Raw genomic sequence first — 21,913 nt, forward strand, 5'->3', positions numbered from 1 at the left:
TTCAGAATATTTACGGTATTTGATTTTTTGTAATAACCGCAAAAAAAGACTACACAAAAACAAAAATCTATGGCATAATAGACAAGTACCCAATGCGCGAGATTAACTCAGATGGTAGAGTGTTTCCTTGACGTGGAAAAAGTCAGGGGTTCGAGTCCCTTATCTCGCACCATTTAAAACAGCCAAATTTCTATTTGAAATTTGGCTGTTTTTTTATTGAAATAGAACGGTTTGGACTAGCCGTGATCTTACAGGTATTTAATTTGTGTTATCATCGATCTGTTTATGGATTTTGATTTACCCTATAACTTTGGGTATAATGAATTAAAAGCAGTGCGACATGCAAAAATAAAACGTAATAAAAAAAGAAATGAAAAGCAAAAAAAGTATAAAAAAGGGGCACGTATTCAAAATGAATAATAATGTGATAAAGCCGGAGTGGATTGATACGTTGTTAAATGTGCTCCGAGAATTTGCTGAGATACCGAATGATGAGATTGTACGCTTTACAGATCAGATTAAAGTCGTTAAAGTAGCAAAAAATGATCATTTTATTAACGTTGGAGATCGAACGGACAAAGTGGCATTTATTGCAGAAGGACTATTTCGTATTTATTACTTATCGGATACGGGAAAAGAAAATTGTCTTGTTTTCAGAGAGGGCGGGCGTTTTCTCTCTGCCTATAATTCACTGCTTGACAATACTGTTTCGCGGTATTCCTTTCAAGCGCTTGAAGACAGTGTGCTACTCTATATATCTTTGGAAGATTATGCAATTTTGCTGGAAGGAGATGAATGCTGGCAGCGTGTTGTCTCGAAATATTTTCAAATGCTCTTTATTGAAAAAGAGGAGCGAGAAGTCGCTTTTCTCAGTGCAGATGCCCAGCAGCGCTATCGGTTGTTTATTCGTAAATACCCGAATTTGTCAGGCAGAATTTCTCAATACCATATCGCCTCATATCTGGGCATAACACCTGAAGCATTGAGCAGAATTCGCAAGAAACATATTGATATAGATCAATGACAGCCGTTTTCTCATCAACTATAATATTTTCAAATATCAAATAGAAATGAGATGAAAATATTATGAAGTACAAAGCGGAAATTTTTGATAAAGTACAACATTTATATCAAGAGACTGGGTTTAATGATCACCAGCTTCACAGTACAATACGCTTTAAAGGCAAAGTGAATGTAGAGATACTAGAGAAAGCGGTGATGATGCTGCTTGATACAATACCAATTTTATCTTGCGCCTATCGGCATGATCATGGCAGAGATTACTGGAAGAAAATTAAGATTGTCGATAAGCGCGATGTATTGCTCATCGTGCATGACCAGCGTACATTTGATTATTATTGCACCTCAAAGCTCAATGCGCTTAATGCCCCGCAGATTAATATGTGTCTTTATGCGGCAGAGCATGATACACTTGGTATTATTATGAACCATATGGTAAGCGACGCAGCCGGCTTTAAACAATGCCTCTATCTGCTGTCGCAGTTTTATTCCAATCTTATGGTATCCCCTCATTATCGCCCAAATTACAAGATATATGGCGATCGAAGTTTAAAGGGTATTATGAAGCGCATTCCACTTAGGAGACGCTTAATATCCCTCATCTTTCAAAATAAAGAGAGTAATCGTGCAAGTAGGATAAGTTTTCCTTTAAGTGATGAGTCGGATGTCTTTCCATTTATTATAACGCGGGAGCTTGATACGTTAAAATACCGACAGATAAGAGCTTACTGTAAAGCAAATGATGTGACGGTTAACGATGTATTTCTCGCTGCCTATTATAGGGCACTCATCAAAAAGCTTCAAGTTGAAACTGCTTTTTTCGAGTTGCCTATTATGGTAGATATGCGAAGGTATTTAGGCCATCATGAATTCAATGCACTTAGCAACTTCTCATCGACAGTTATCATGAATATTCCCGTCGATCGGGCGGAAGGTTTTGATGAGACCGTTGCTAAAATCAATCGAGAGATGATGCATAAAAAGGCGTCGGATATTGGCGTGAATGGACTCGTGAAACTCCAGCTTATTTTTAAAATGCTCGGCGATAGACAAGGTTTTAAAACGGTAAAGAATCATTTGAACAATCCACCGATTTGTATGACAAATGTAGGTGCCATTGATGCGTCAAAACTAATTTTTAAAGGTGTAGAAATTGAAAATGCATTTGTCTGCGGTTCTATTAAGTATCGGCCGCATTTTCAAGTTGCACTGAGCGGTTTTCAGGAGACGCTGACACTCAGCAGCAATTTATACGGCAGTCGGACAGATTATGATCGAATTTTAAATTTTTTAGCGGTTGTAGAAGGCGAACTGCCTATTGCTGACGCCGTCGCGTGTTCCGCTATAGGTGCAACAGCAGTTTAAATCCATAAAATCTATAAAGCGATGGCATTTGATGTTTTATCATCAATAATGCCATCGTTGTTCATTAAGAGGGTTAATCTCTTAATTGGGAATTTGTATCATTTAAATTTCAAACTTCTCACTACAATATGTATGGCCTCCGTGATATAGGAATTCAACATATTGTAGTGAAGTCCCAACGAACGGCTATTGTGCAATTTCCACACATGTTTGACGGCAAAAAATGCGGTATAATAGTAGTATCTTGGAGTTTGGGAAAGGAAGAAGCTATGGAAGATATTAATTTTAAGCAGCATATTCCGTTTGGGGATCCCGGGTTGATCGTCATGGAGAATTGTAAGTATTTTGGCGATTCGATTGATCGATATTTATTGGATGAACGGCTGCGATGCGGATTGGATGCTGAGGCACTCCCGGAAACGTATATCATTAAACATGATGAAGTGCGTTTTTCAAATGGTGAAGGAAAAGTTTTTATTGAAGAAACAGTACGCGGGAAAGATATTTATATTTTGACGGATATCGGGAACTATAGCCTAACGTATAAAATGCACGGGTTTATCAATCACAAGAGTCCAGATGATCATTTACAGGATTTGAAACGGGTACTTTCTGCAATGGCGGGGAAGGCCAGACGGATAACGTTGATAATGCCGCTTCTTTACGCATCGAGACAGCACAGCCGGAAAGGGCGTGAATCCCTTGACTGTGCAATGGCGCTGCAAGAACTTGAAAAGTTGGGCATTGATGATATTATTACGTTTGATGCGCATGATCCTACGATTCAAAATGCGATTCCGTTAATATCATTTGAGAATCTTTATCCGACATTTGAAATTGTCAAATCGATTCTCTGTCATGAGAAAGCGGTCTTGGATGATCCGTCAAATATGCTTATCGTAAGCCCTGATACAGGCGCGATGGATCGTGCGATTTACTATTCCAGTGTGCTCAGCATTGACATTGGACTCTTTTACAAGCGAAGAGATCACAGCCGCGTAGTGCACGGACGCAACCCTATCGTTCAGCATGAATACATTGGACAAGACGTTACCGGTAAAAATATCCTTATCGTTGATGATATGATTGCCTCAGGTGAATCTGTTTTTGATATTGCAAAGGAATTGAAAAAACGAAAGGCTGGCAAAATTTTTATTGCAACGACGTTTGCCTTGTTTACAGATGGTATCTCAAAATTCACGAAATTCTATGATGATGGTCTAATCGATCGCGTCTACACGACGAACTTATCTTACCTACAAGATGATGCGAAAAAAGCGCCGTGGTTGACGATTGTCGATATGTCTGAGTACATTGCCAAGATGATCAATCGATTGAACTTTGATATTTCAATTGGAGACTTAATCGATGCTTCAGTGGGAATTCGCGATATTCTCGCATTTAAAAATGATTTGGAAACAGAGAAAGATGCTTAATGCCTCACAAAAGCGGATTTTGTATGCGGTAAAGCATTTTGATGAAACGATATCTTGAGAATGAAGTTTATTCATTAGCGTATAAAAAAATAACACGTGATCACGTGTTATTTTTTTATTTCAATTTTACAGATTGTAATATCATCTTCTACCTGCGCTCGTTTGAGAAAAGCGTGAAGGACACTCTCATAAAAGAATTGATTACTCAAATGTGACAGCGATTCTTCCAAGATTGTAAGCGCTGTGTCATAAGAGATGTGATTGGATTCATAGAGTCCATCTGTGTAGCATAAAAATTTTGAAACTTCATAGAGTGAGCCGGTGTGTATATGGTATTCCCGCTGATCTTCGACGCCGAGAAGGACATTGGTTGATTCAGCGTGACGAATCGTTTGATCTTCCATTAAAAGCAAGACATCGGGATGACCTGCATTAATGATTTGATAATTATGCAGTTTAAAATCAATTTCGATAAAAACACCTGTCACATAAATGCCGCGATCACCATTTTCAGCATTTAGCCTCGTGAGCAACTGATTAATGGATCGAACGGTTTGATTGAGATCTAAAAATCGAATATAATCTCTGAACATCTGAGTCAACGTTAGTGCAACCAAAGCGGATGAGACGCCGTGACCGATAACATCAATGAGTGCAAAATGATATTGTGTTGAAGTGGCGTTGCTGAAATAAATAAAATCACCGCCAATTTCATTGTAATGCATCATATCATAACTAAAATCAATTTTTTCATCTTGATAAAATTTCGGCAGCAGTGTATCAATAACAGAACGCGCCAGCTTTACTTCCTCAGAAAGCTGATCCAGCAGTAAACGTTCCCGCGTGATATTCTTACCAATTTTAAGGTAGCGTTCCACATCGCCGTGACCATTTCGGACAGGTGTAATGGTCGCTTCCTCATAAAAGAGCTCACCGTCTTTACTGCGATTAATAAAGATTCCCTCCCAGACATTGCCGCCTTGTATGGTGTTCCAAAGACGCGTATAAAATTCGATGTCGTGATAGTGACTCTTAAGCATCCCCGGTGATTTATGCAGCAATTCATCTAATGTATAGCCGGCTATTTCTTCAAAGTAAGGATTGGCAAAGAGAATGTGACCATTGACATCCGTCATGACAATTGAGTTTTGAGCACTGCTGAATAGTTCCATATAGATACTGTGTTCGAGTTCTGCCGTTTTAAACTTTAAATAGGTCATGAAAAGACTTTCGAAGTCAAAAGGCCAGTAGGGCTCACGTAATATATAATGGATATTCAATGCTGCCGCCGCTTCATAAAAAGCGTGGTCGGCAGGTGCATTAATAAATAAGACTTCTTCATAATGTTCCACGAGTACTTGCATGATATGGCTTGCAAGTGCAGCACCTTTAAGATCGTAGATGACGAGATCGTGCTTACAATCCGGTAATTGAAGTTCTTCAAGATGTCTGATTCTAAATGTATAAAATGATGCTTCAGACTGGTTGACTGTCTCTAATGCCGAAAGACACGCTTTCGAACAAATACAATCAATAAAAAGTTGATAATTTCGCAGCATGTGAATCTCCAATTCGTCGTTCTATCTTGATGGTCGCCGTTTTTTCTTAGACGGTTTTTTGACGGAAAAGCCAAACGTGCCAATGGCATTGCCAAGTGTATAATAAGCGCCATGACTGTATGCAACAAGACCCGCGCGGTTCAGTTCAAGTTTTCCGGTTGCGTTGAGCAGCGCTTCATCAACATTGACGCCGAGAACATTGGCGAGAATGAGATCGTGTGACCCCAGCGGTGTTACGGTATGCACGCGGCATTCCAAATTGACGGGCGATTCGGCGATCATCGGCGTCTCTATGTTTACAGACGGCAATGGTGTTAGACCGGTCTCTGTAAACTTGTCAAGATCACGTCCGGATTTGACACCACAGAAGTCGGCAGCGTGAGTAAGCGCTTCTGTTGTTAAGTTAATCACAAATTCGCCGGTCTCCAAAATGATTGGATAGGAATACCGTTCTTTTCGTATGGCAATTGAGACCATTGTGGGATTGGTACAAACCGTTCCAGCCCATGCGACAGTAATGATATTTGCCTTAGTCTGGTTACCACAAGTAACCATGACAGGCGGCACAGGGTATAGCATCGTGCCGGGTTTCCAATGTAGTTTTGACATGGCAGCTCCTAATGTTTCGATATGCTAAATTATACCATAGCTCACCCTATAATTGAAATCCCATGCAGTAATGCATGAGAAAAAATAATACGAAAAAGATTAATGAGATTGTTTGTTAAAAGATAAACGGTAAAACTGTTCAAAAAACTGTACATAATGTGTTTGGAAAGGGTATGATTAAAATGAAGGGGGTGGTTTTTTGAAGATTGCAATTCAAAAAGGGATGTCAGCACTTGAACAAGCGCTTATCCTCAAAGGCCATAATGTTGTCCCGTATCGTCAGAGCGGATCAGGGGCAAAAGTCAATATTATTAATAATATTGATGCAGAATATGAAGAAATGGAACCCGTCTCCTACATTGGTGCAGGGGACAACGAGGTGATGATTCTCAATGCATCACAGATGAGTGTCGATCAAGTTTTAACACATGTAGCAAATTTCTCACGTCCGTCATAACTTTTCAAGGCAATGCTTGATAATCTGTTGCTTTTGTATTATAATACTATCAATTGTAAAGTGCGTAAAAGCGACGATTAGAAGTAGTAGTGCCGTAGTAAGAGGAGAGAGCCTTTGGTTGGTGCAAAAAGGTCTTACAAAGGCTCGAACTCGTCTATGAGCTGATTCATACACCGGGTAGCGCCGTTATACGTATTGAGTGGACACAATATGGTGTCAATTAGAGTGGTAACGCGAGCCCTTCGTCTCTAAACGAAGGGCTCTTATTTTTTGTTGTTGGGAGGAGAACAGACGGCATGCAAGATTATTTACACTTAGAGATTGAGAAAAAGTGGCAAGACATTTGGGATGAAAAGGAAACCTTTAAAGCTTATAACGATTATACAAAACCTAAGTATTACCCACTTGTCGAATTCCCATATCCATCGGGACAAGGGCTTCACGTCGGGCATCCAAGACCTTATACGGCGTTGGACATTGTGGCGAGAAAAAGAAGAATGGAAGGCTATAATGTTTTATATCCAATGGGTTGGGATGCTTTTGGCCTTCCAACAGAAAACTATGCAATCAAAAATAAAATACATCCAGCAGTTGTAACAGAGCAAAATATTAAGCGGTTTAAAGGTCAGCTCAAGAGCCTTGGTCTTTCATTTGACTGGTCGCGGGAAATCAATTCAACAGATCCTAAATATTATAAATGGACACAGTGGATCTTCCTCAAATTATTTGAGAAGGGGCTCGCTTATAAGAAGGAAATGGACATCAACTGGTGTACTTCCTGTAAGGTCGGCCTTGCCAATGAAGAAGTTGTTGGCGGCGTTTGTGAACGCTGCGGCGGTGCTGTTATCAAAAAGGCTAAATCTCAGTGGATGCTAAAAATTACAGAGTATGCAGAGCGTTTAATTAACGATCTCGACGATCTCGACTATATTGAACGCGTTAAGACGCAGCAAAAGAACTGGATTGGTAGATCAGAAGGGATGGAAGTCGATTTTAGAACCACATCCGGCGATAACCTCAGAGTCTACACAACGAGACCGGATACGATTTACGGGGCGACTTACATGGTACTTAGCCCTGAACATCCAATGCTGGAGGAGCGTGCAAACCTTATCGAAAACCTCGATGCGCTGCAAGCATACCGCGATGAAGCGCGCCGAAAATCTGACTTTGAGCGTACAGAGCTCAATAAGGAAAAAACGGGTGTTGAAATTAAGGGAATTCGTGCGGTTAATCCAGCTAATGATGAAGAAATCCCCATTTGGATCAGTGATTATGTGCTCATGTCTTATGGGACAGGTGCGATTATGGCTGTACCGGCGCATGATTCAAGAGACTGGGAATTTGCTAAAAAATTTGAACTTCCGATTATTGAAGTCGTTCAGGGCGGTGATGTTCAGGAAGCTGTTTATACGGATACCGATAAAGGCATTATGGTCAATTCAGATATTCTCAATGGTTTAAATGTTCAGGAAGCCATTGAAAAAATTTCCGATTATTTAACGGATAAAGGTCTTGGTGAACGCAAAGTTAATTACAAACTCAGAGACTGGGTTTTCTCTAGACAACGCTATTGGGGTGAGCCGATACCATTGGTCAACTGTCCAACCTGCGGTTGGGTAGCGCTGCCGGAATCGGAATTACCATTGACACTGCCTGAGGTTGAAAGCTATGAACCAACGGATAATGGTGAATCACCGCTGGCTGCAATGGACGAATGGATTGAAACGACCTGTCCGAAATGTGGAGGGCCTGCCCATCGTGAAACGGATACCATGCCGCAATGGGCTGGATCAAGTTGGTATTTTTTAAGGTATTGCGATCCGGATAATGATGATATATTTGCCAGCATGGAAGCACTCAACTACTGGATGCCTGTTGACTGGTACAATGGCGGGATGGAGCATACAACACTTCACCTCCTCTATTCACGTTTTTGGCACAAGTTCCTGTTTGATATCGGCGTCGTCAATACCAAAGAGCCTTATATGAAACGTACTTCACATGGCATGATCATGGGTGAAAATAACGAAAAAATGTCTAAATCTCGGGGAAACGTTGTCAATCCAGACGATATCATCCAAGAATTTGGTGCAGATACGCTCAGACTTTATGAAATGTTTATTGGCGACTTTGAAAAAAGCGTACCGTGGTCAGACAACAGTGTCAAAGGATGTCGACGTTTCTTGGACCGCATCTGGACGCTTCAAGAAAATGTAACCGATGATGCTGGTTATTCCAAGACACTTGAAGTTGCCATGCATAAGGCCATTAAAAAAGTATCTGAAGATTACGAAAATTTAAAATTCAATACGGCAATTGCAACGCTTATGGCACTCTTAAACGATTTTAAAAAGCAAACAGCCATAACGGAAGGTGAAATGAAGACATTCCTCATTTTGTTAAATCCGGTTGCACCGCATATCACAGAAGAACTCTGGCAAGTTTTAGGCTATGATAATATGGTCGCCGATCAAACTTGGCCAGCCTACGATGAAGCAAAAGTCATTGATGATGTTATTGAAATGGCAGTTCAAGTCAATGGCAAAGTGAGGAGTACTATTACACTAGCGATTGATGCAACACAAGTGATGGCACATGAACTGGCGTTTGTTGATGAAAAAGTGCTGCAATTTACAGAAGGCAAACGCGTTGTAAAAGAAATTTATATTCCAGGAAAAATTTACAACATTGTTGTAAAATAGTGACATGCTGTTTGAGGGGTAAAAATAGATTATAAAGTATAAGACGTTATGGAGTCAGTTTTAATACACTTGGGGGTGTAGGAAAGCTGACTCCGTCTTTTTTGAAAAAGAATCCCTTCATTAAAATGGACAATGAAAAGAAGATGGTTGAATGGTGCATAGCATGGGGGTACTTTATCAATAAATGAAACTAGAAGCAGTTCTTTGAAACTTGACAGTAAGAGGTGTTAGGTGTACAATGAAGACACACCCCTGGTGGGGTGTGTGAAAGGTGGTTCTTAGTATGCAAAAGGAAAAATACGATATCACCGGCATGACCTGTGCAGCATGTTCACTGGCTGTTGAGAAAAGCGTTCAGAAAGTGACGGGTATCTCATCCGTATCTGTTAATCTCATTACGAATACGATGGAAGTCACTTATGATGCTGATTCGGCAGCACCGAACACGATTATCAAAGCGGTAGAGGATGCCGGCTATGGTGCAACACAGTCGCTTGATGAAATAAAAATGGAAATTGATAAAGCGCATTCGGAAGAAAAAGCAGCGTTTGAAAAACGGTTGAAAATATCGTTGATTAGTACCATACCACTGCTTTATATCACCATGGGACACATGGTTGGATTACCGTTGCCGTCATTTATGACGCCGCATGATGCACCGCTTGCTTTCGCAGTAATTCAACTGCTTCTGACATTGCCGGTTATTTGGCAAGGACGAAGTTTTTATGAACACGGTTTTAAAACACTGTGGCACAGAAATCCGAATATGGATGCGCTGATTGCCGTTGGTACAAGTGCAGCACTGCTCTATGGCCTCTTCGCATTGGTTCAGATTGCGATTGGCGTAATGACGCAGGACGATGTGCTGGCACATAAATACGTCAATGATTTGTACTTCGAATCTGCTGCAGTTATTCTAACATTGATTACAGTCGGTAAATATTTGGAAGCACGTGCTAAAGCCAAAACATCAGATGCGATTAAAAAGCTTATTGATCTCGTTCCTAAAACAGCACTTTTATTTAAAGAGGGTGAGACGTATGAAATTCCGCTGACAGATGTCAAAGTAGGTGACGTCCTTGTCGTAAGACCGGGTGCACAAGTGCCGGTAGATGGTCAAATTGTTGAAGGTGGTGCTGCTGTAGATGAATCAATGCTTACTGGTGAGAGTATCCCCGTTGAGAAGCAAGTGGGTGATGTTGTCATTGGGGCGTCGATTAACAAAACAGGCTATTTTAAAATGGAGGCAACGCGCATTGGCAATAACACGATGTTGGCGCAAATTATTCGTCTTGTACAGGATGCACAGTCCCAGAAAGCGCCGATTGCAAAGATTGCGGATAAAATCAGCGCGATTTTTGTACCAACAGTGCTCGGAATCTCTTTGACGGCTTTTGTTGTCTGGCTGCTTATGGGTTATGATTTTGTCTTTGCCATGAGTATTGCCATTTCCATTCTTGTTATATCCTGTCCTTGTGCGCTTGGATTGGCGACGCCAACGGCGATTATGGTAGGAACTGGAAAAGGTGCAGAGCTCGGCGTATTGATAAAAGGCGGCGAAGCGCTGGAAATGACGCATTTAGTCGACACAATTGTCATGGATAAGACTGGGACGCTGACAGAGGGGAAACCTGTCGTGACAGATGTTGTCACTTTTGATTTTGATGAATCACTGATGATGTTATTAGCGGTATCGGCTGAAACACCATCAGAACATCCGCTTTCTGAGGCGGTTAAACAATATGGTGAAGTCCATGGGATTCGTCCACTGGATACAGTGGCATTTAAAAATATTACCGGCAAAGGCATTATTGCTGAAGTTGACGGTAAACAAATCTATATTGGCAATTCTTCGCTGATGAAAAGTGTTGGGATTGATGATGCTCATGCGCGCGAAAAGGCAGAAGCATTTGCAGAAATTGGAAAGACACCTTTGATGATTGGTATTGACGATAAAGCAGTCGGTGTTATTGCAGCGCTTGATGTACCAAAGTCAACCAGTATTGAAGCGGTTGAACAATTAAACGGTTTAGGGATTGATGTCATTATGCTGACGGGTGATAATCTGAGAACTGCTAAATATGTGCAGGAGCAGCTCAACATTGAGACCTGTTATGCAGAAGTCATGCCGGATGAAAAAGATAAAGTCGTTGCAGCACTCATGGCGCAAGGCAAACGCGTGGCCATGGTAGGTGACGGGATCAATGATTCGCCCGCACTTGCAAGAGCTGATGTGGGTATTGCTATTGGAAGCGGTACCGACGTTGCAATTGAAGCGGCAGATATTGTTTTGATGAAAGGTGATTTGAGGGATGTCGTTTCAGCGGTTACACTGAGCCAGGCAACCATTCGCAATATCAAACAGAATTTGTTCTGGGCATTTTTCTATAATACTTTGGGAATTCCCATTGCAGCAGGCGTTTTCTATTTGAGCTTTGGTTTTAAACTCAATCCAATGTTTGCCGCGGCAGCAATGAGTCTCAGCTCCGTTACGGTTGTGTCTAATGCATTAAGGCTCAGAACTTTTAAACCGCGGAATGTGAAAGCGCAATCCAAACAACATCAAAGCTTTAAAACTTTGACATTTGGTCAAGAAGACAAACAGGGAAATATCGAAGCGTTGACAACAGACGTGATTAATGATGACAGTGCGGCTAAAAATAGCCAAATTGAAACGAAAGAGGAGGTAAAACAAATGAAAAAAGAAATGAGTATTGAAGGGATGTCTTGCAATCACTGTAAAATGAGAGTAGAAAAAGCATTAAACGGCATTGAAGGTGTAAGTGCAGAAGTTGATCTCGAAGCCGGTAAAGCAATGATTAGCATTATGGGTGAAGTTGACGAAGTCGTCTTAACGGAAGCCGTTGAAGAAGCTGGCTATAAAGTATTGGGATTAAACTAGGAGCGGCCATGAGAAAAGATCGCTCTGAAACGTTAAAGCTGCTTAGAACATCAAAAGGGCAGATCGAAGGCATCATCAAAATGATTGAAGATGAGCGATACTGTATTGACATTTCAAAACAAATATTAGCGGCGCAAGCTCTTTTAAAAAAGGCCAATCACCAAATTTTAAAAACACATATGGAAACATGTGTGAAAGATGCCTTTGCCAATAACAACGGTGATGAAAAAATCGAGGAAGTCATTGGTATTTTGGATAAATACTACAAGTAACACAGACGCTAAAACGTTTGACAAGCTGAAAAAACCAGTATCATTTTGTGCATAAAAGCACGGTGATACTGGTTTTTTATGTATGAGCCAAAACGAGAAAACTTACCTTTGCTTACTTTAATAAGCCCTTTAAGCCATTTTCGAAGTACTGTTTGCTTCGATGGGAATGGGTGTTATAATTTTATCATTGAAGCGATAACCTTGATTTCGAACGGTCAAAATGTATTTTTTATGTGGATCAACGGCGGCGATTTTTTTACGCATACGGCTGATATGCGTCATGATGGCATTGTAATCACCTAAACTTTTTTGACCGGTAATCAAAGTGAACAAATAGTCCATACTGTAGGTCTTTTGCGGATTGCTGGCCAGTGTATAGATAATATTAAACTCCGTTAACGTCAAAGCGACCAATTGTCCTTTCAACAGCATTTTTTTTGTGGAGGGATCAATGATCAAATGATCGTTGCTAATACAATGTGTCTTAGACGCCAAGTGCGTTTGATAAATATCATGACGTCTTGACAGTGCGTTGAACTTAGCCATGATAAGCTTCGGTGAAACAGGGAGAAAAAAATAGTCATCCGCAAAGCGATAGAGTGCGACTTCAATATCGTCAATATCGCTGTGATCACCGTAAACAAAAATGTAAAGACATTGTGTTGGAATGCTTCCAAGCTCTTCTTCTGTTTGTATTTGTAATTCGAGATCGGCGTATAGCGCAATATTGCATACGATGAAAATACACTCTGAGTTATCTAGATTGAATGGTTCTAATTTTGGAAAGTATTCATAAGAGATGCCTTTCGCCCAAAAAGCTTCTGATAAATTCTTTATATTTCTATAATTTTCATCAAGTAATAATACGTAATACTGTGACATTTACAGCTCCTTATCAGCACGGTATAAAAACCAATATTGAGGGGCAATGATAAAAGGACATAATCCACCCCATTATATGGTTATATTAGTTTTATTATACATATTATGTATGGCTAAAAGCTGTAAGTGGGCTAAATGTAAGAAACTGCAAGATAGCAAATGAATGGAAAGTAGTCGATTGGTCCCAGTCAGGGTAAGACTCAAGCAATTATACTAGAAAATGATTTAAAATAAAATGATTTCACTGATATTCATTCAAAAAAAGTGGTAATTTTAGTATAATGATGAAATAAAGGAGGTTGACCATGCAAAAGAAAAAAATTGATTTTCACGTGCACAGCGACTTTTCGAGTGACTCTGAAACACCGCTTGAAAACATGGTCATGACGGCAGTTGAATCCGGTATTACAGACTTGGCAATTACAGATCACGTAGATTACGATTATGATTTAACGGCTGATATAACGAGCTGGGAAATAGATGAAGCGGCATATGATGAGGCCATTCAGCAATTTAAGGAGCAGTATCGAGGAACATTGAATCTTTATAAGGGAATCGAATTTGGTGTACAGCCCCATCTTGCAGAGCGAATGGAAACTTTTATAAGCCGCGGCAATTTTGATTTTGTCATTGCATCACAGCATACAGTTGATGGTATTGATTTGTACAATGGTGCCTATTTTAATCAATATTCGGCACTTGAATCCATTCGCCATTATTATGAAATGTATGATCAATGTGCGAAGATGACGAATGCTTACTCAGTGCTCGGTCATTTGGATCTATATTTGCGTTATAAAAAAGATCTGAAAACAGTCAGCGTCATTCAGTTTATGGATATTATTGATTCTATCTTTGATCATATCATTTATCAAGGAAAGGGGATTGAGGTAAATGCCGGTGGGCATAAATACAAGCTGGGGGATAATAATCCAACGATTGATATTTTAAGACGCTATCGTGAGAAGGGCGGCGAAGTGATCACACTTGGCAGCGATGCCCACACGCCTAATTATTTGGGGCTAATGCATGATGAAAATATTGCGCTGCTTGATGGATTGGGTTTTAAATACATTTGTTCTTTTGAAAAGATGAAACCTGTTTTTCACAGCTTAAATGAATTTAAATAAGATTTAATGAAGGAGGCGTTATGGGATTTGAAGCAATTGATAGTTTAAAAGCAACGATTATGGATTCTGGTATCAATATCGTTTATGCCATCTTGATTCTTGTCATAGGCTTTAGAGTGGTGAATTATATTGAAAGCCGTACATTTAAGACAAAATCGCTGATAAAGGTTGACCCGACGCTGCAGTCTTTTGCACGCTCGGCATTTAGATTGGGATTAAAAGCGGTCGTTATTATTTCGGCGCTTTCAAAGTTGGGGGTTGAACCTTCTACTTTTGTCGCGATGCTTGGTGCGGCCGGTCTTGCAATTGGTTTAGCACTTCAAGGTAATTTTGCCAATCTTGGTGCAGGTGTTATGATTATAACACTTCGTCCATTTAAAGTTGGTGATTACATCGAAGGTGCCGGCCAATCTGGTGTAATTACAGAGATTGGTCTCTTTTATACACGGCTGACAACTTTTGACAATCGGGCAATCATTATTCCCAATTCAGATTTAATCAGCAGCTCTCTAGTGAATTACAGCGAGTTTCCTACACGCCGTGTCGACCTGACTTTTGGTGTCGGCTATGGTTCTGACATTACAACGGTTAAACAAACAATACTGCATGTAGTCGAAGCAAATGAAATGATTTTAAAAGATCCTGCACCTTTTATCAGGCTTACTAATCACGGCGCCAGCAGCCTAGATTTTAAAGTGCGCGTCTGGGTAAATGCTTCGGACTATTGGGAAGTTTATCATACAATGTTGGAAGAAGTTAAAGAAGCATTTGATCAGGCAGGGATTGAAATACCGTTCCCGCAAATGGTTGTTCATAGAGCAGAAGCGGAGTAATCGGACATAGGAGTAATCGGACGCACATGACAAATCAAAATGATAATAGTATAAACGATTCAGCAGATGAAAAACTGGCAATTTATGATGCCGCTCATCAGAGAATTGGCATCAAACGACGCCAGGATGTTCACCGCGACGGTGATCGACACTATGTCATGCACTGCTGGGTCTATGTAAAATCCAAAGATGCCTTGGTTATTCAAAAGCGCTCGCCGCTCAAACGATTTGGCGGTGGGCAGTATGATGTCTCCTGTGCGGGACATTATAGTGCAGATGAGGACTTTACCGCAACACGGGAGTTGTTTGAAGAACTGGGTATTGAAGTAAAGTATGAACAATTGGCGCATGTTTTCGATTTTGAAGAAACATTTTTTTACGATGGTATGGTTGATCGGGAAATTGCTAGGGTACATTTGCTCATATGGCATGATGCGGTGTTTGCTCCCGTCATCACAGAAGAAGTCGAACGTATATTGCTCGTCAAGCGACTGGATTTCATCGCTTTGATGAAGAAACAAGTATCGACCATTCAAAATATTGATACGGGAGATGCTGTCACGATGAATCGGAGTACGTTTGTCCAGCGAAATCCAAGGTATTTTCAGCGCATTTGTGAGATGCTCATGCAAATGGAAGTGGATTAAATAATGAGGTAGAAATGATTAGAACAGTTAGAATAGAAGATGCAGAAGCAATTTGTGCGATTTACAATCCTTATGTGATGGAAACGACGGTGACGTTTGAAGCGGTCCCGGTTTCAGTGGAAGAAATGGCGAAACGTATAGAAGTGCGTTTGGCGCGCCATGCATGGCTTGTCTCTGTAGATGAAACGACTGGCTTGATTAATGGTTACGCCTATGCCGGCATTTGGCGTGAGCGTCAAGCTTACCGTTTTACAGCCGAAGTGACCGTCTATGTTGCACCAAACTTTCAGGGAAATGGTATTGGCAAAGCATTGTATAAAGCTTTGATCGAAGTCATGAAGGCCAAAGGATATAATGCGCTTGTCGCGGGAATTGCTCTGCCGAATGAAAAAAGTGTCGGCGTTCATGAAGCGGTGGGATTTGAGAAAGTGGCACATTTTCAAAATGTTGGTTTTAAGTTTGACAAGTGGCTCGACATCGGCTTTTGGGAACTTCAGCTAAACCGGTAACATTAAAAGCATGAGTTGATGATAAGAATAGCTAGACTGGCACATTAATATTAGCTGCGTCTTACAAGCATTTTGGATTCAAATGATTAGAGGATGTCAACTGTGTTGTAAGGCTAATTAATCGAAAATATAATGATCTAGAAAATGAAAAACATAAACAGTCGAACCGTATAGGGCACATACTTCAGTATGTGCCTTCATAAACTTTTAGACATCGAAAATAAAATGGAGATCAATTGAGAGAGAGGCAGTGCCCATCGTTCGGAGATTGTATATTACATAAAACTTATTGGAGGCAAAGATGAATGAAATGACGATTAGAAATGTTAAACTTGAAGATCTCGATCGCGTTACTGCGATTGAATTGATGTGTTTTCCAAAGGTTGAGGCAGCTTCAATGGAAACTTTTCGATATCGCATAGAAGTATTTCCAACGTCTTTTCTTGTAGCAGAGCAAGCTGGGACGGTTATTGGACTCATTAATGGATGTTGTACGGATTTGCCGACCATTTGTGATGAGTTGTTTGAAGCGGATGGCGGACATGATCCGAATGGTGCCAATCAAATGATTTTTGATTTGGCGGTTGCGCCTGAAAACCGTCAACAAGGTGTGGCAGCTATGTTACTGGAAGCGATTATCGAACGTGCAAGGAAAGAAAAAAGAAAGCAGGTCGTCTTGACCTGCAAATCACATCTGATAGCCTATTATGAAAAATTTGGGTTTGTCCTGAGAGGTTTATCAGAATCGACACATGGCGGAGCCGAATGGTATGATATGACGGCGACGCTATAGAGAAGCTTTTAAAGTTATAGAAGTTCTTTTAAAAAGTAGGATTGACAGAGCTGTTTTGTTTCATGGCTTACGCGGTTGGTAATGAAGCGCTGTACATCGTGTCCTGTGATAAAGGACATGCCTGCAATCATATAGGCATCGGCATATTTTTCTCTCATAATATCATAAGTGCAGCGAAGTTCTGTATGTTTCCAGTGCGATTGAAGAAAAGCATCGCGCTTAATAACTTCATGATTGACGATTCCTTTAAAATCATTTGGGCACAAACGGATATCACCAGTTCTGGTGACATTATGCATATGTCCCAGTTCATGTAGCAAGATTTCAGTAACAGCGTTGTTGCAGATTGGTTTTGCCAGCATAATGATGCCTTGATTAGTAAAAACCTTTGCATTTGTGCCATCATTAAAACAATAATCTAATACAAAAATATAAATTGGATGATCCAATTTGTCAATTAGAGTGCGCTGGACAAATTTGGTATGGAGAATATCTTCCAAATGATTGCGATTAATTGCCGGTGTAGCAGAATTACAGACAAGTGTTTCTTCGATTTTTTCAAAACCAGATCGGTTAAAATTATGAGCCAAAGCGCGTATGGCTTCAATAGACTGCTTGGAATTGCTTAAAATGAATTTTTCAGCTACAGACATATGACAACAATCCTTTCCCAAAGGTATATTTTCTATAGCTTAACGCAAAACCACCGTGCGCGTAAGAGATAAATATGCCAATGGGGTGTACTTTTTCACTGAATTGATTATGACAGCGGTGTTTTTCGAGTCAATAAATACAGTGTAACCGGACTGAATATGGAAATGAAGAATTCAGATTTCACGTTATGAAAAACATGGCGGAATTGGATCAATGCGATGCAGTGGCAAACAGTACAAATCAGTTTCTTTAAGTTGTTATTGAATATTGATTTTGGGTGAAGGTTCGTCTAAAAGCAATGTAATCCCATTTCAAAAAATCAACAAAACCCAGTGATTTCAATTAATCACTGGGTTTCATTATTCATGGAGCCGACTATGAGATTCGAACTCACGACCCCCACCTTACCATGGTGATGCTCTACCTGCTGAGCTAAGACGGCGTATCCTTGTACATTATAAAGGATTTTGACGTATCCGTAAAGGGTTAATAGCAAAAAAAGAAGGCGGAAAGGCCGTATTTCTTAGATTCTATCCATAGGCATTCTTTTGATGCAAATATACGGTTGCCAATTAGAACAAATTAGAAATCCAATTCTGCGATACCAATCGAATACCGCCTGATAATGAGGGACTAAATTGTGCGCGTCCTATTTTTTGAACGGAGATTAAATCTCTGGACAAGGGGACTGCGACATTTTTTTGAGCTTCAAACAAGATGAGATTCATAAAGCGTTCATCCATAGGAAGATAATCACTTAGCATAACATTAATAGGATCAAGTGCATTAATAATAATGCCAATAAGCTGGCCTAAATAATAGGCAATTTCATTAAAGACTTTAAGACAGAGCGGATCGTCCTGATAGTAACCTTCGCAGAGCGCTTCCATTTCAAAGTCGCTTCTCGATGCGAAGATTGAATTGGGATACTCGGATCTAAGCGCCTTAGCTCTCGATAAAATGGCATCACCTGAAATCAAGTCACAGTATTTAACGCGTTTGCCACTTAAACTTATCGTGTAAATTTCGCCAAATAAACCGCTATTGCCATGTTTGCCTTTATATATTTCACCATTGATCACGAGCCCGCTTTCAGCAGATTGCTTATAAATAAAGAAGAGAACGGTTGTACCTTCGCTTGGATGCAGATTTTTAAGATGCAGCTCATAAGTTGCAAAATTCAATGTATGATCTACAAGTGGGCTGACACCAATGCGCCTTGTGATTTCATCGCGAAAGCTAATGGGCAGCGATGTGTCCTCGCGATTAAAGACGAGCTCATCGTTTAAATATGGGAATTTATCATTTAGACCAACAGAAACGCCCATTAGTGTACGATCTTTAAATTTATCGAGCATGCGCAGCACCATCTCCCCCATTGGCGAAGCGTCAGTCGAATCGGAGAAAGTTCGGTTTATAAAGGCTGTTGCAGCGTACTTGCAGAAGAAGGCTGTAATTTAATTGTGAATTATCGATCAGATGACGAGAAAGCGCAAGCCTTTGCATCAATAGAATTATTGGTTAACAATGCTGGATCAGACTTTACGAAGACAGCATTTCAGTCAATTGAAACCAGTGAATGGCGTAAAGTTCAGGAAGGGACGCTTAACGCGGCTTTTTTTGTAGGATGTGAATTTGCGCATCACCTGCTGATAAGAAGGTTAAACGGGTGTATCGTGAATATGCTTTCTAAATCTGCGATTTTATCAAGCAGTGTGCATAATGCTGCCTACATTGCTGCGAAGGGTGGTTTGATGACACTGACACGCGGGATGGCAAAAGAACTCATTGTCTACGCATAAGGGTAAACGGCGTTGTTCCCGGCTATGTTCAAACTGAAAAACACTATCGTGATGATGACTTTAAATCAAGGGAGAAGCAACGGCAATTGCCATTGAAAGCTTATGCGACGCCTTACGAAATCGGAGGTGCCGTTGCTTTTCTGTGCTCAGAACGTTCAAAACAAATAAATGGTGCAATCATAGACTGCACCGGCGGTACGCTTGTGTGATGCGGCAAGGTAAAGCAGTACATCTTAGCAGTGATGATCGAATGCGCTTTATTGTGTTTTTAGGACCTCGCGAATTTTCTCAACCATGTCATCGGTTACTTTTTCTAAGAAAGTTGTACCATATGCTGCTTTTGCCGGGAGCGGATTGCCGAGTACGCCGACTTCTGTGAGACCGACAATGCCGCTTGCAAACATTTTTTCTGCTGCCTTGGCATCTAACTGTCCAACATAGCCAGCGGCAGCCTTAGACATTTCCACCTGTTCAGGAGCTTCTGCAAGCATAACGGAAGTTTCAAAAGCGCCAGCGTGACCGCAGCTGCCCGAAGGCAGTTGATATGTCTTTTCAAAATCTGCCATGAGACCGACGAGGCCTTCAAAGGACAGCGGGCGTATAAATGTCAAATCAGGATGAAGTGTTTTTAAGTTAGCATATATTTTTTCATCTTCAGAAAAATTGCCGCCATGACTTGAAAAGAGGATGAAATATTTAAAACCATGACGTTTAAGGGACGTAACATAGTCCTCAACGACACCACGGTATATCTCAGGTCTTAGGGTGATGCTGCCTGCCATTGGCATGTGATGAGCCGATAGACCAGGGCGTATAATGGGTGCAACAAGCGTATTGCCCAATTTTTCAGCCACGCGTAGCGCCATAGCTTCACCCAAAATAGGATCTGTTGACTCGGAGAGGTGATAGCCGTGCTGTTCGATTGATGCGGTACAGATAATGACTGCATTTGCACCGGCGTCAATTTTTGAACGCACTGTGGGCCAATTCATATATTCGATCATATAATCATACTTTTTCATCTTCATAACTCCTTTCGCGACTAGCTATTGGGACATCATAGCCTCTTCTTCTGGTAGATGTATTCGGAAGCCTTCATTTTATTGTATATTAACGCTATTATATAATAATTGTAGAAAATACAAAAGAAACAGATCAATTTTAAGGGATAACGAAACAATACAACAGCTTTGTAATGGTATACAGAGATCAAGCATGGCGGCATGCAAGGGAATGAAAGGTGGAGTGGCACGGTTGCCATTGCATTTCGTTATAGAATTAGATGCTTTAAAATGAGATTGATCAATAATGCAGAGGCGTAAACAGAGGCGAATATAAAGAATATTTTAACGGAGTTGACAAAAGTTAATGCTTTGGAAGGTGATTTTACGAAAGTCCTCATTAGTGTTGAAGTAAAATACCATGTTCCAACGACTGCTAAAGTGGTGAGCGGCAATATGCGAAGGATTATTAAAATTAGCAAAAGTGCATATGCCGTGTGAAATAGAAACCTGTAAAGCTTTAACGCCTTATCGCGGCCGATGACAACGGGCAGCGTATAACGGCCGTTGACAATGTCCTCGTCGGCATCGCAGAGATTGTTGGAGAGCATGATATTGGCAATGAGACAGGCGAGCGGTAAGCCGATGGCGAAGAATTGCAGGACCAATTGCAGATTAATAACGAGCGATAGCATGGTACCATGAAAGTTCGCTTTTAGAATGTGATCGATCGGAATCATTGAAAATCCTGAAATGATTGGGATGAGCAGTCCCATAAAAAGACCACTGAATATTTCACCAAAGGGTGTCCTAGAGATAGGAAGAGGGCCCATGGAGTAACCGACAGCAACGGCAAATGAAATTGCACCAAACAGAAAAATCAGCCAGTGCGATGCCAATACGAGACCTATACCGGCGATGGCGGCGATAAAAGCAAAGGCGATGAGCAAGTGCCGGCAAAAGGCCGCAGACAATTTGCCGGCTGTGATGGGGTTGTGTTCATCATAGTGGTAACCGTGCTTTAAAATGGCCTTTTTAGCATCAAAATAATTGTTGAGACCGGTGGTTGTCATATCAATAAAGAGGAGCGAAATTAAAAGCAATATGAAATTGAGCGGTTTAAGTGAAAAGCCGAGCTTAAGGGCATAAAATATGCCGATGAACATTGGCAGAACACTTGCAAGTTTTGTTCGGATTTCTACGAAGTCTAAGATGTTTTTTAGCAATTTGACAAATGCTCCTTTCAGAAAGAATACGAAAAAACAAATTATTTTCAAAAAGGGCTTGAAAATGTTTTTGTTTTGGTTTATAATCAGAAAATATTAAACCTGTATACA

General features: G+C 40.6%; 21 protein-coding genes, 2 tRNA genes and 1 other annotated feature. Of the genes, 15 read left to right on the plus strand and 8 right to left on the minus strand.

All coding sequences use genetic code 11. The features are described 5' to 3' along the window. Nucleotides 1-96: 96 nt before the first annotated feature. From KHM83_RS05105 to KHM83_RS05120, 4 genes are all read left to right on the plus strand, one after another. Nucleotides 97-172 (plus strand) — tRNA-Val (locus KHM83_RS05105). A gap of 240 nt (nt 173-412) precedes the next feature. Then, entirely contained in the window at nt 413-1,024 is a 612-nt protein-coding gene (locus tag KHM83_RS05110) for a Crp/Fnr family transcriptional regulator (RefSeq protein WP_213235831.1), read from the plus strand. A gap of 62 nt (nt 1,025-1,086) precedes the next feature. Beyond that, a complete protein-coding gene (locus KHM83_RS05115) occupies nt 1,087-2,385 on the plus strand; it encodes a hypothetical protein (RefSeq protein WP_213235832.1) in 1,299 nt (432 codons plus the stop codon). Nucleotides 2,386-2,654: 269 nt separating this feature from the next. Next, on the plus strand, nt 2,655-3,821 hold the full coding sequence (locus tag KHM83_RS05120) for a ribose-phosphate pyrophosphokinase (RefSeq protein ID WP_213235833.1): 1,167 nt from the start codon (nt 2,655-2,657) through the stop codon (nt 3,819-3,821). A gap of 107 nt (nt 3,822-3,928) precedes the next feature. Here KHM83_RS05120 and KHM83_RS05125 read toward each other — a convergent pair whose 3' ends face one another. Together KHM83_RS05125 and KHM83_RS05130 are read right to left on the minus strand one after the other, a co-directional pair. After that, on the minus strand, nt 3,929-5,380 hold the full coding sequence (locus KHM83_RS05125) for a SpoIIE family protein phosphatase (protein ID WP_213235834.1): 1,452 nt from the start codon (nt 5,378-5,380) through the stop codon (nt 3,929-3,931). 21 nt (nt 5,381-5,401) lie between these two features. Beyond that, a complete protein-coding gene (locus tag KHM83_RS05130; RefSeq protein ID WP_213235835.1) occupies nt 5,402-5,989 on the minus strand; it encodes a flavin reductase family protein in 588 nt (195 codons plus the stop codon). A 199-nt stretch (nt 5,990-6,188) separates the two neighbouring features. Between KHM83_RS05130 and KHM83_RS05135 the strand changes: the two genes are divergently transcribed. The 4 genes from KHM83_RS05135 to KHM83_RS05150 all read left to right on the plus strand — a co-directional run bounded on the left by KHM83_RS05135 (nt 6,189) and on the right by KHM83_RS05150 (nt 12,325). Further along, entirely contained in the window at nt 6,189-6,446 is a 258-nt protein-coding gene (locus KHM83_RS05135; RefSeq protein ID WP_213235836.1) for a YkuS family protein, read from the plus strand. Between the two features lie 64 nt (nt 6,447-6,510). Beyond that, nucleotides 6,511-6,699 (plus strand) — a binding site (T-box leader). 43 nt (nt 6,700-6,742) lie between these two features. After that, complete coding sequence (gene leuS / locus KHM83_RS05140) at nt 6,743-9,151, plus strand: leucine--tRNA ligase (protein ID WP_213235837.1); 2,409 nt, start codon at nt 6,743-6,745, stop codon at nt 9,149-9,151. Nucleotides 9,152-9,434: 283 nt separating this feature from the next. Next, a complete protein-coding gene (locus tag KHM83_RS05145; protein ID WP_213235838.1) occupies nt 9,435-12,053 on the plus strand; it encodes a heavy metal translocating P-type ATPase in 2,619 nt (872 codons plus the stop codon). An 8-nt stretch (nt 12,054-12,061) separates the two neighbouring features. After that, a complete protein-coding gene (locus KHM83_RS05150) occupies nt 12,062-12,325 on the plus strand; it encodes a metal-sensing transcriptional repressor (protein ID WP_213235839.1) in 264 nt (87 codons plus the stop codon). Between the two features lie 129 nt (nt 12,326-12,454). Here the strand turns inward: KHM83_RS05150 and KHM83_RS05155 are convergent, their stop codons facing one another. Further along, nucleotides 12,455-13,207, minus strand: a complete 753-nt coding sequence (locus KHM83_RS05155; protein WP_213235840.1) for a winged helix-turn-helix domain-containing protein — start codon at nt 13,205-13,207, stop codon at nt 12,455-12,457. Between the two features lie 305 nt (nt 13,208-13,512). On the opposite strand from KHM83_RS05155, the gene KHM83_RS05160 reads away from it, so the two are divergent. From KHM83_RS05160 to KHM83_RS05180, 5 genes are all read left to right on the plus strand, one after another. Then, nucleotides 13,513-14,337 carry a histidinol-phosphatase HisJ family protein gene (locus KHM83_RS05160; RefSeq protein WP_213235841.1) on the plus strand — a complete coding sequence of 275 codons (825 nt, stop codon included), beginning with the start codon at nt 13,513-13,515 and terminating at the stop codon, nt 14,335-14,337. Nucleotides 14,338-14,357: 20 nt separating this feature from the next. Then, nucleotides 14,358-15,170 (plus strand): mechanosensitive ion channel family protein, encoded by an 813-nt coding sequence (locus KHM83_RS05165; RefSeq protein ID WP_213235842.1) that lies wholly within the window; start codon nt 14,358-14,360, stop codon nt 15,168-15,170. Nucleotides 15,171-15,196: 26 nt separating this feature from the next. Next, the gene (locus KHM83_RS05170) at nt 15,197-15,817 is read left to right on the plus strand and encodes an NUDIX hydrolase (RefSeq protein ID WP_213235843.1); all 621 of its coding nucleotides are present in this window, start codon (nt 15,197-15,199) and stop codon (nt 15,815-15,817) included. A 14-nt stretch (nt 15,818-15,831) separates the two neighbouring features. Next, nucleotides 15,832-16,326 (plus strand): arsinothricin resistance N-acetyltransferase ArsN1 family B, encoded by a 495-nt coding sequence (locus tag KHM83_RS05175; RefSeq protein ID WP_213235844.1) that lies wholly within the window; start codon nt 15,832-15,834, stop codon nt 16,324-16,326. A gap of 301 nt (nt 16,327-16,627) precedes the next feature. Continuing rightward, nucleotides 16,628-17,119: a GNAT family N-acetyltransferase gene (locus tag KHM83_RS05180; RefSeq protein WP_213235845.1), complete on the plus strand. Its 492-nt coding sequence runs from the start codon at nt 16,628-16,630 to the stop codon at nt 17,117-17,119. A gap of 14 nt (nt 17,120-17,133) precedes the next feature. Here KHM83_RS05180 and KHM83_RS05185 read toward each other — a convergent pair whose 3' ends face one another. The 3 genes from KHM83_RS05185 to KHM83_RS05195 all read right to left on the minus strand — a co-directional run bounded on the left by KHM83_RS05185 (nt 17,134) and on the right by KHM83_RS05195 (nt 19,131). Further along, entirely contained in the window at nt 17,134-17,772 is a 639-nt protein-coding gene (locus KHM83_RS05185; RefSeq protein ID WP_213235846.1) for a hypothetical protein, read from the minus strand. A 367-nt stretch (nt 17,773-18,139) separates the two neighbouring features. Next, nucleotides 18,140-18,215: transfer RNA gene (locus KHM83_RS05190), tRNA-Thr, on the minus strand. A 130-nt stretch (nt 18,216-18,345) separates the two neighbouring features. Beyond that, nucleotides 18,346-19,131, minus strand: coding sequence for an ROK family protein (locus KHM83_RS05195; RefSeq protein ID WP_213235847.1), 786 nt, complete (start codon nt 19,129-19,131; stop codon nt 18,346-18,348). Nucleotides 19,132-19,236: 105 nt separating this feature from the next. Here KHM83_RS05195 and KHM83_RS05200 point away from each other — a divergent pair, with 105 nt between their 5' ends. Together KHM83_RS05200 and KHM83_RS20010 are read left to right on the plus strand one after the other, a co-directional pair. Continuing rightward, nucleotides 19,237-19,575, plus strand: a complete 339-nt coding sequence (locus KHM83_RS05200) for an SDR family NAD(P)-dependent oxidoreductase (RefSeq protein WP_213235848.1) — start codon at nt 19,237-19,239, stop codon at nt 19,573-19,575. Beyond that, entirely contained in the window at nt 19,572-19,784 is a 213-nt protein-coding gene (locus KHM83_RS20010) for an SDR family oxidoreductase (protein WP_213235929.1), read from the plus strand. The genes KHM83_RS05200 and KHM83_RS20010 overlap by 4 nt, the downstream gene beginning before the upstream one ends. Nucleotides 19,785-19,832: 48 nt before the next feature. On the opposite strand, the gene KHM83_RS05210 is transcribed toward KHM83_RS20010, so the two are convergent. Continuing rightward, nucleotides 19,833-20,597: a creatininase family protein gene (locus KHM83_RS05210; protein WP_213235849.1), complete on the minus strand. Its 765-nt coding sequence runs from the start codon at nt 20,595-20,597 to the stop codon at nt 19,833-19,835. 248 nt (nt 20,598-20,845) lie between these two features. Further along, nucleotides 20,846-21,802: a UbiA family prenyltransferase gene (locus tag KHM83_RS05215; protein ID WP_213235850.1), complete on the minus strand. Its 957-nt coding sequence runs from the start codon at nt 21,800-21,802 to the stop codon at nt 20,846-20,848. Nucleotides 21,803-21,913 lie beyond the last annotated feature (111 nt).

This window comes from Fusibacter paucivorans (genome assembly GCF_018390735.1).
Classification (GTDB): domain Bacteria; phylum Bacillota; class Clostridia; order Peptostreptococcales; family Acidaminobacteraceae; genus Fusibacter; species Fusibacter paucivorans.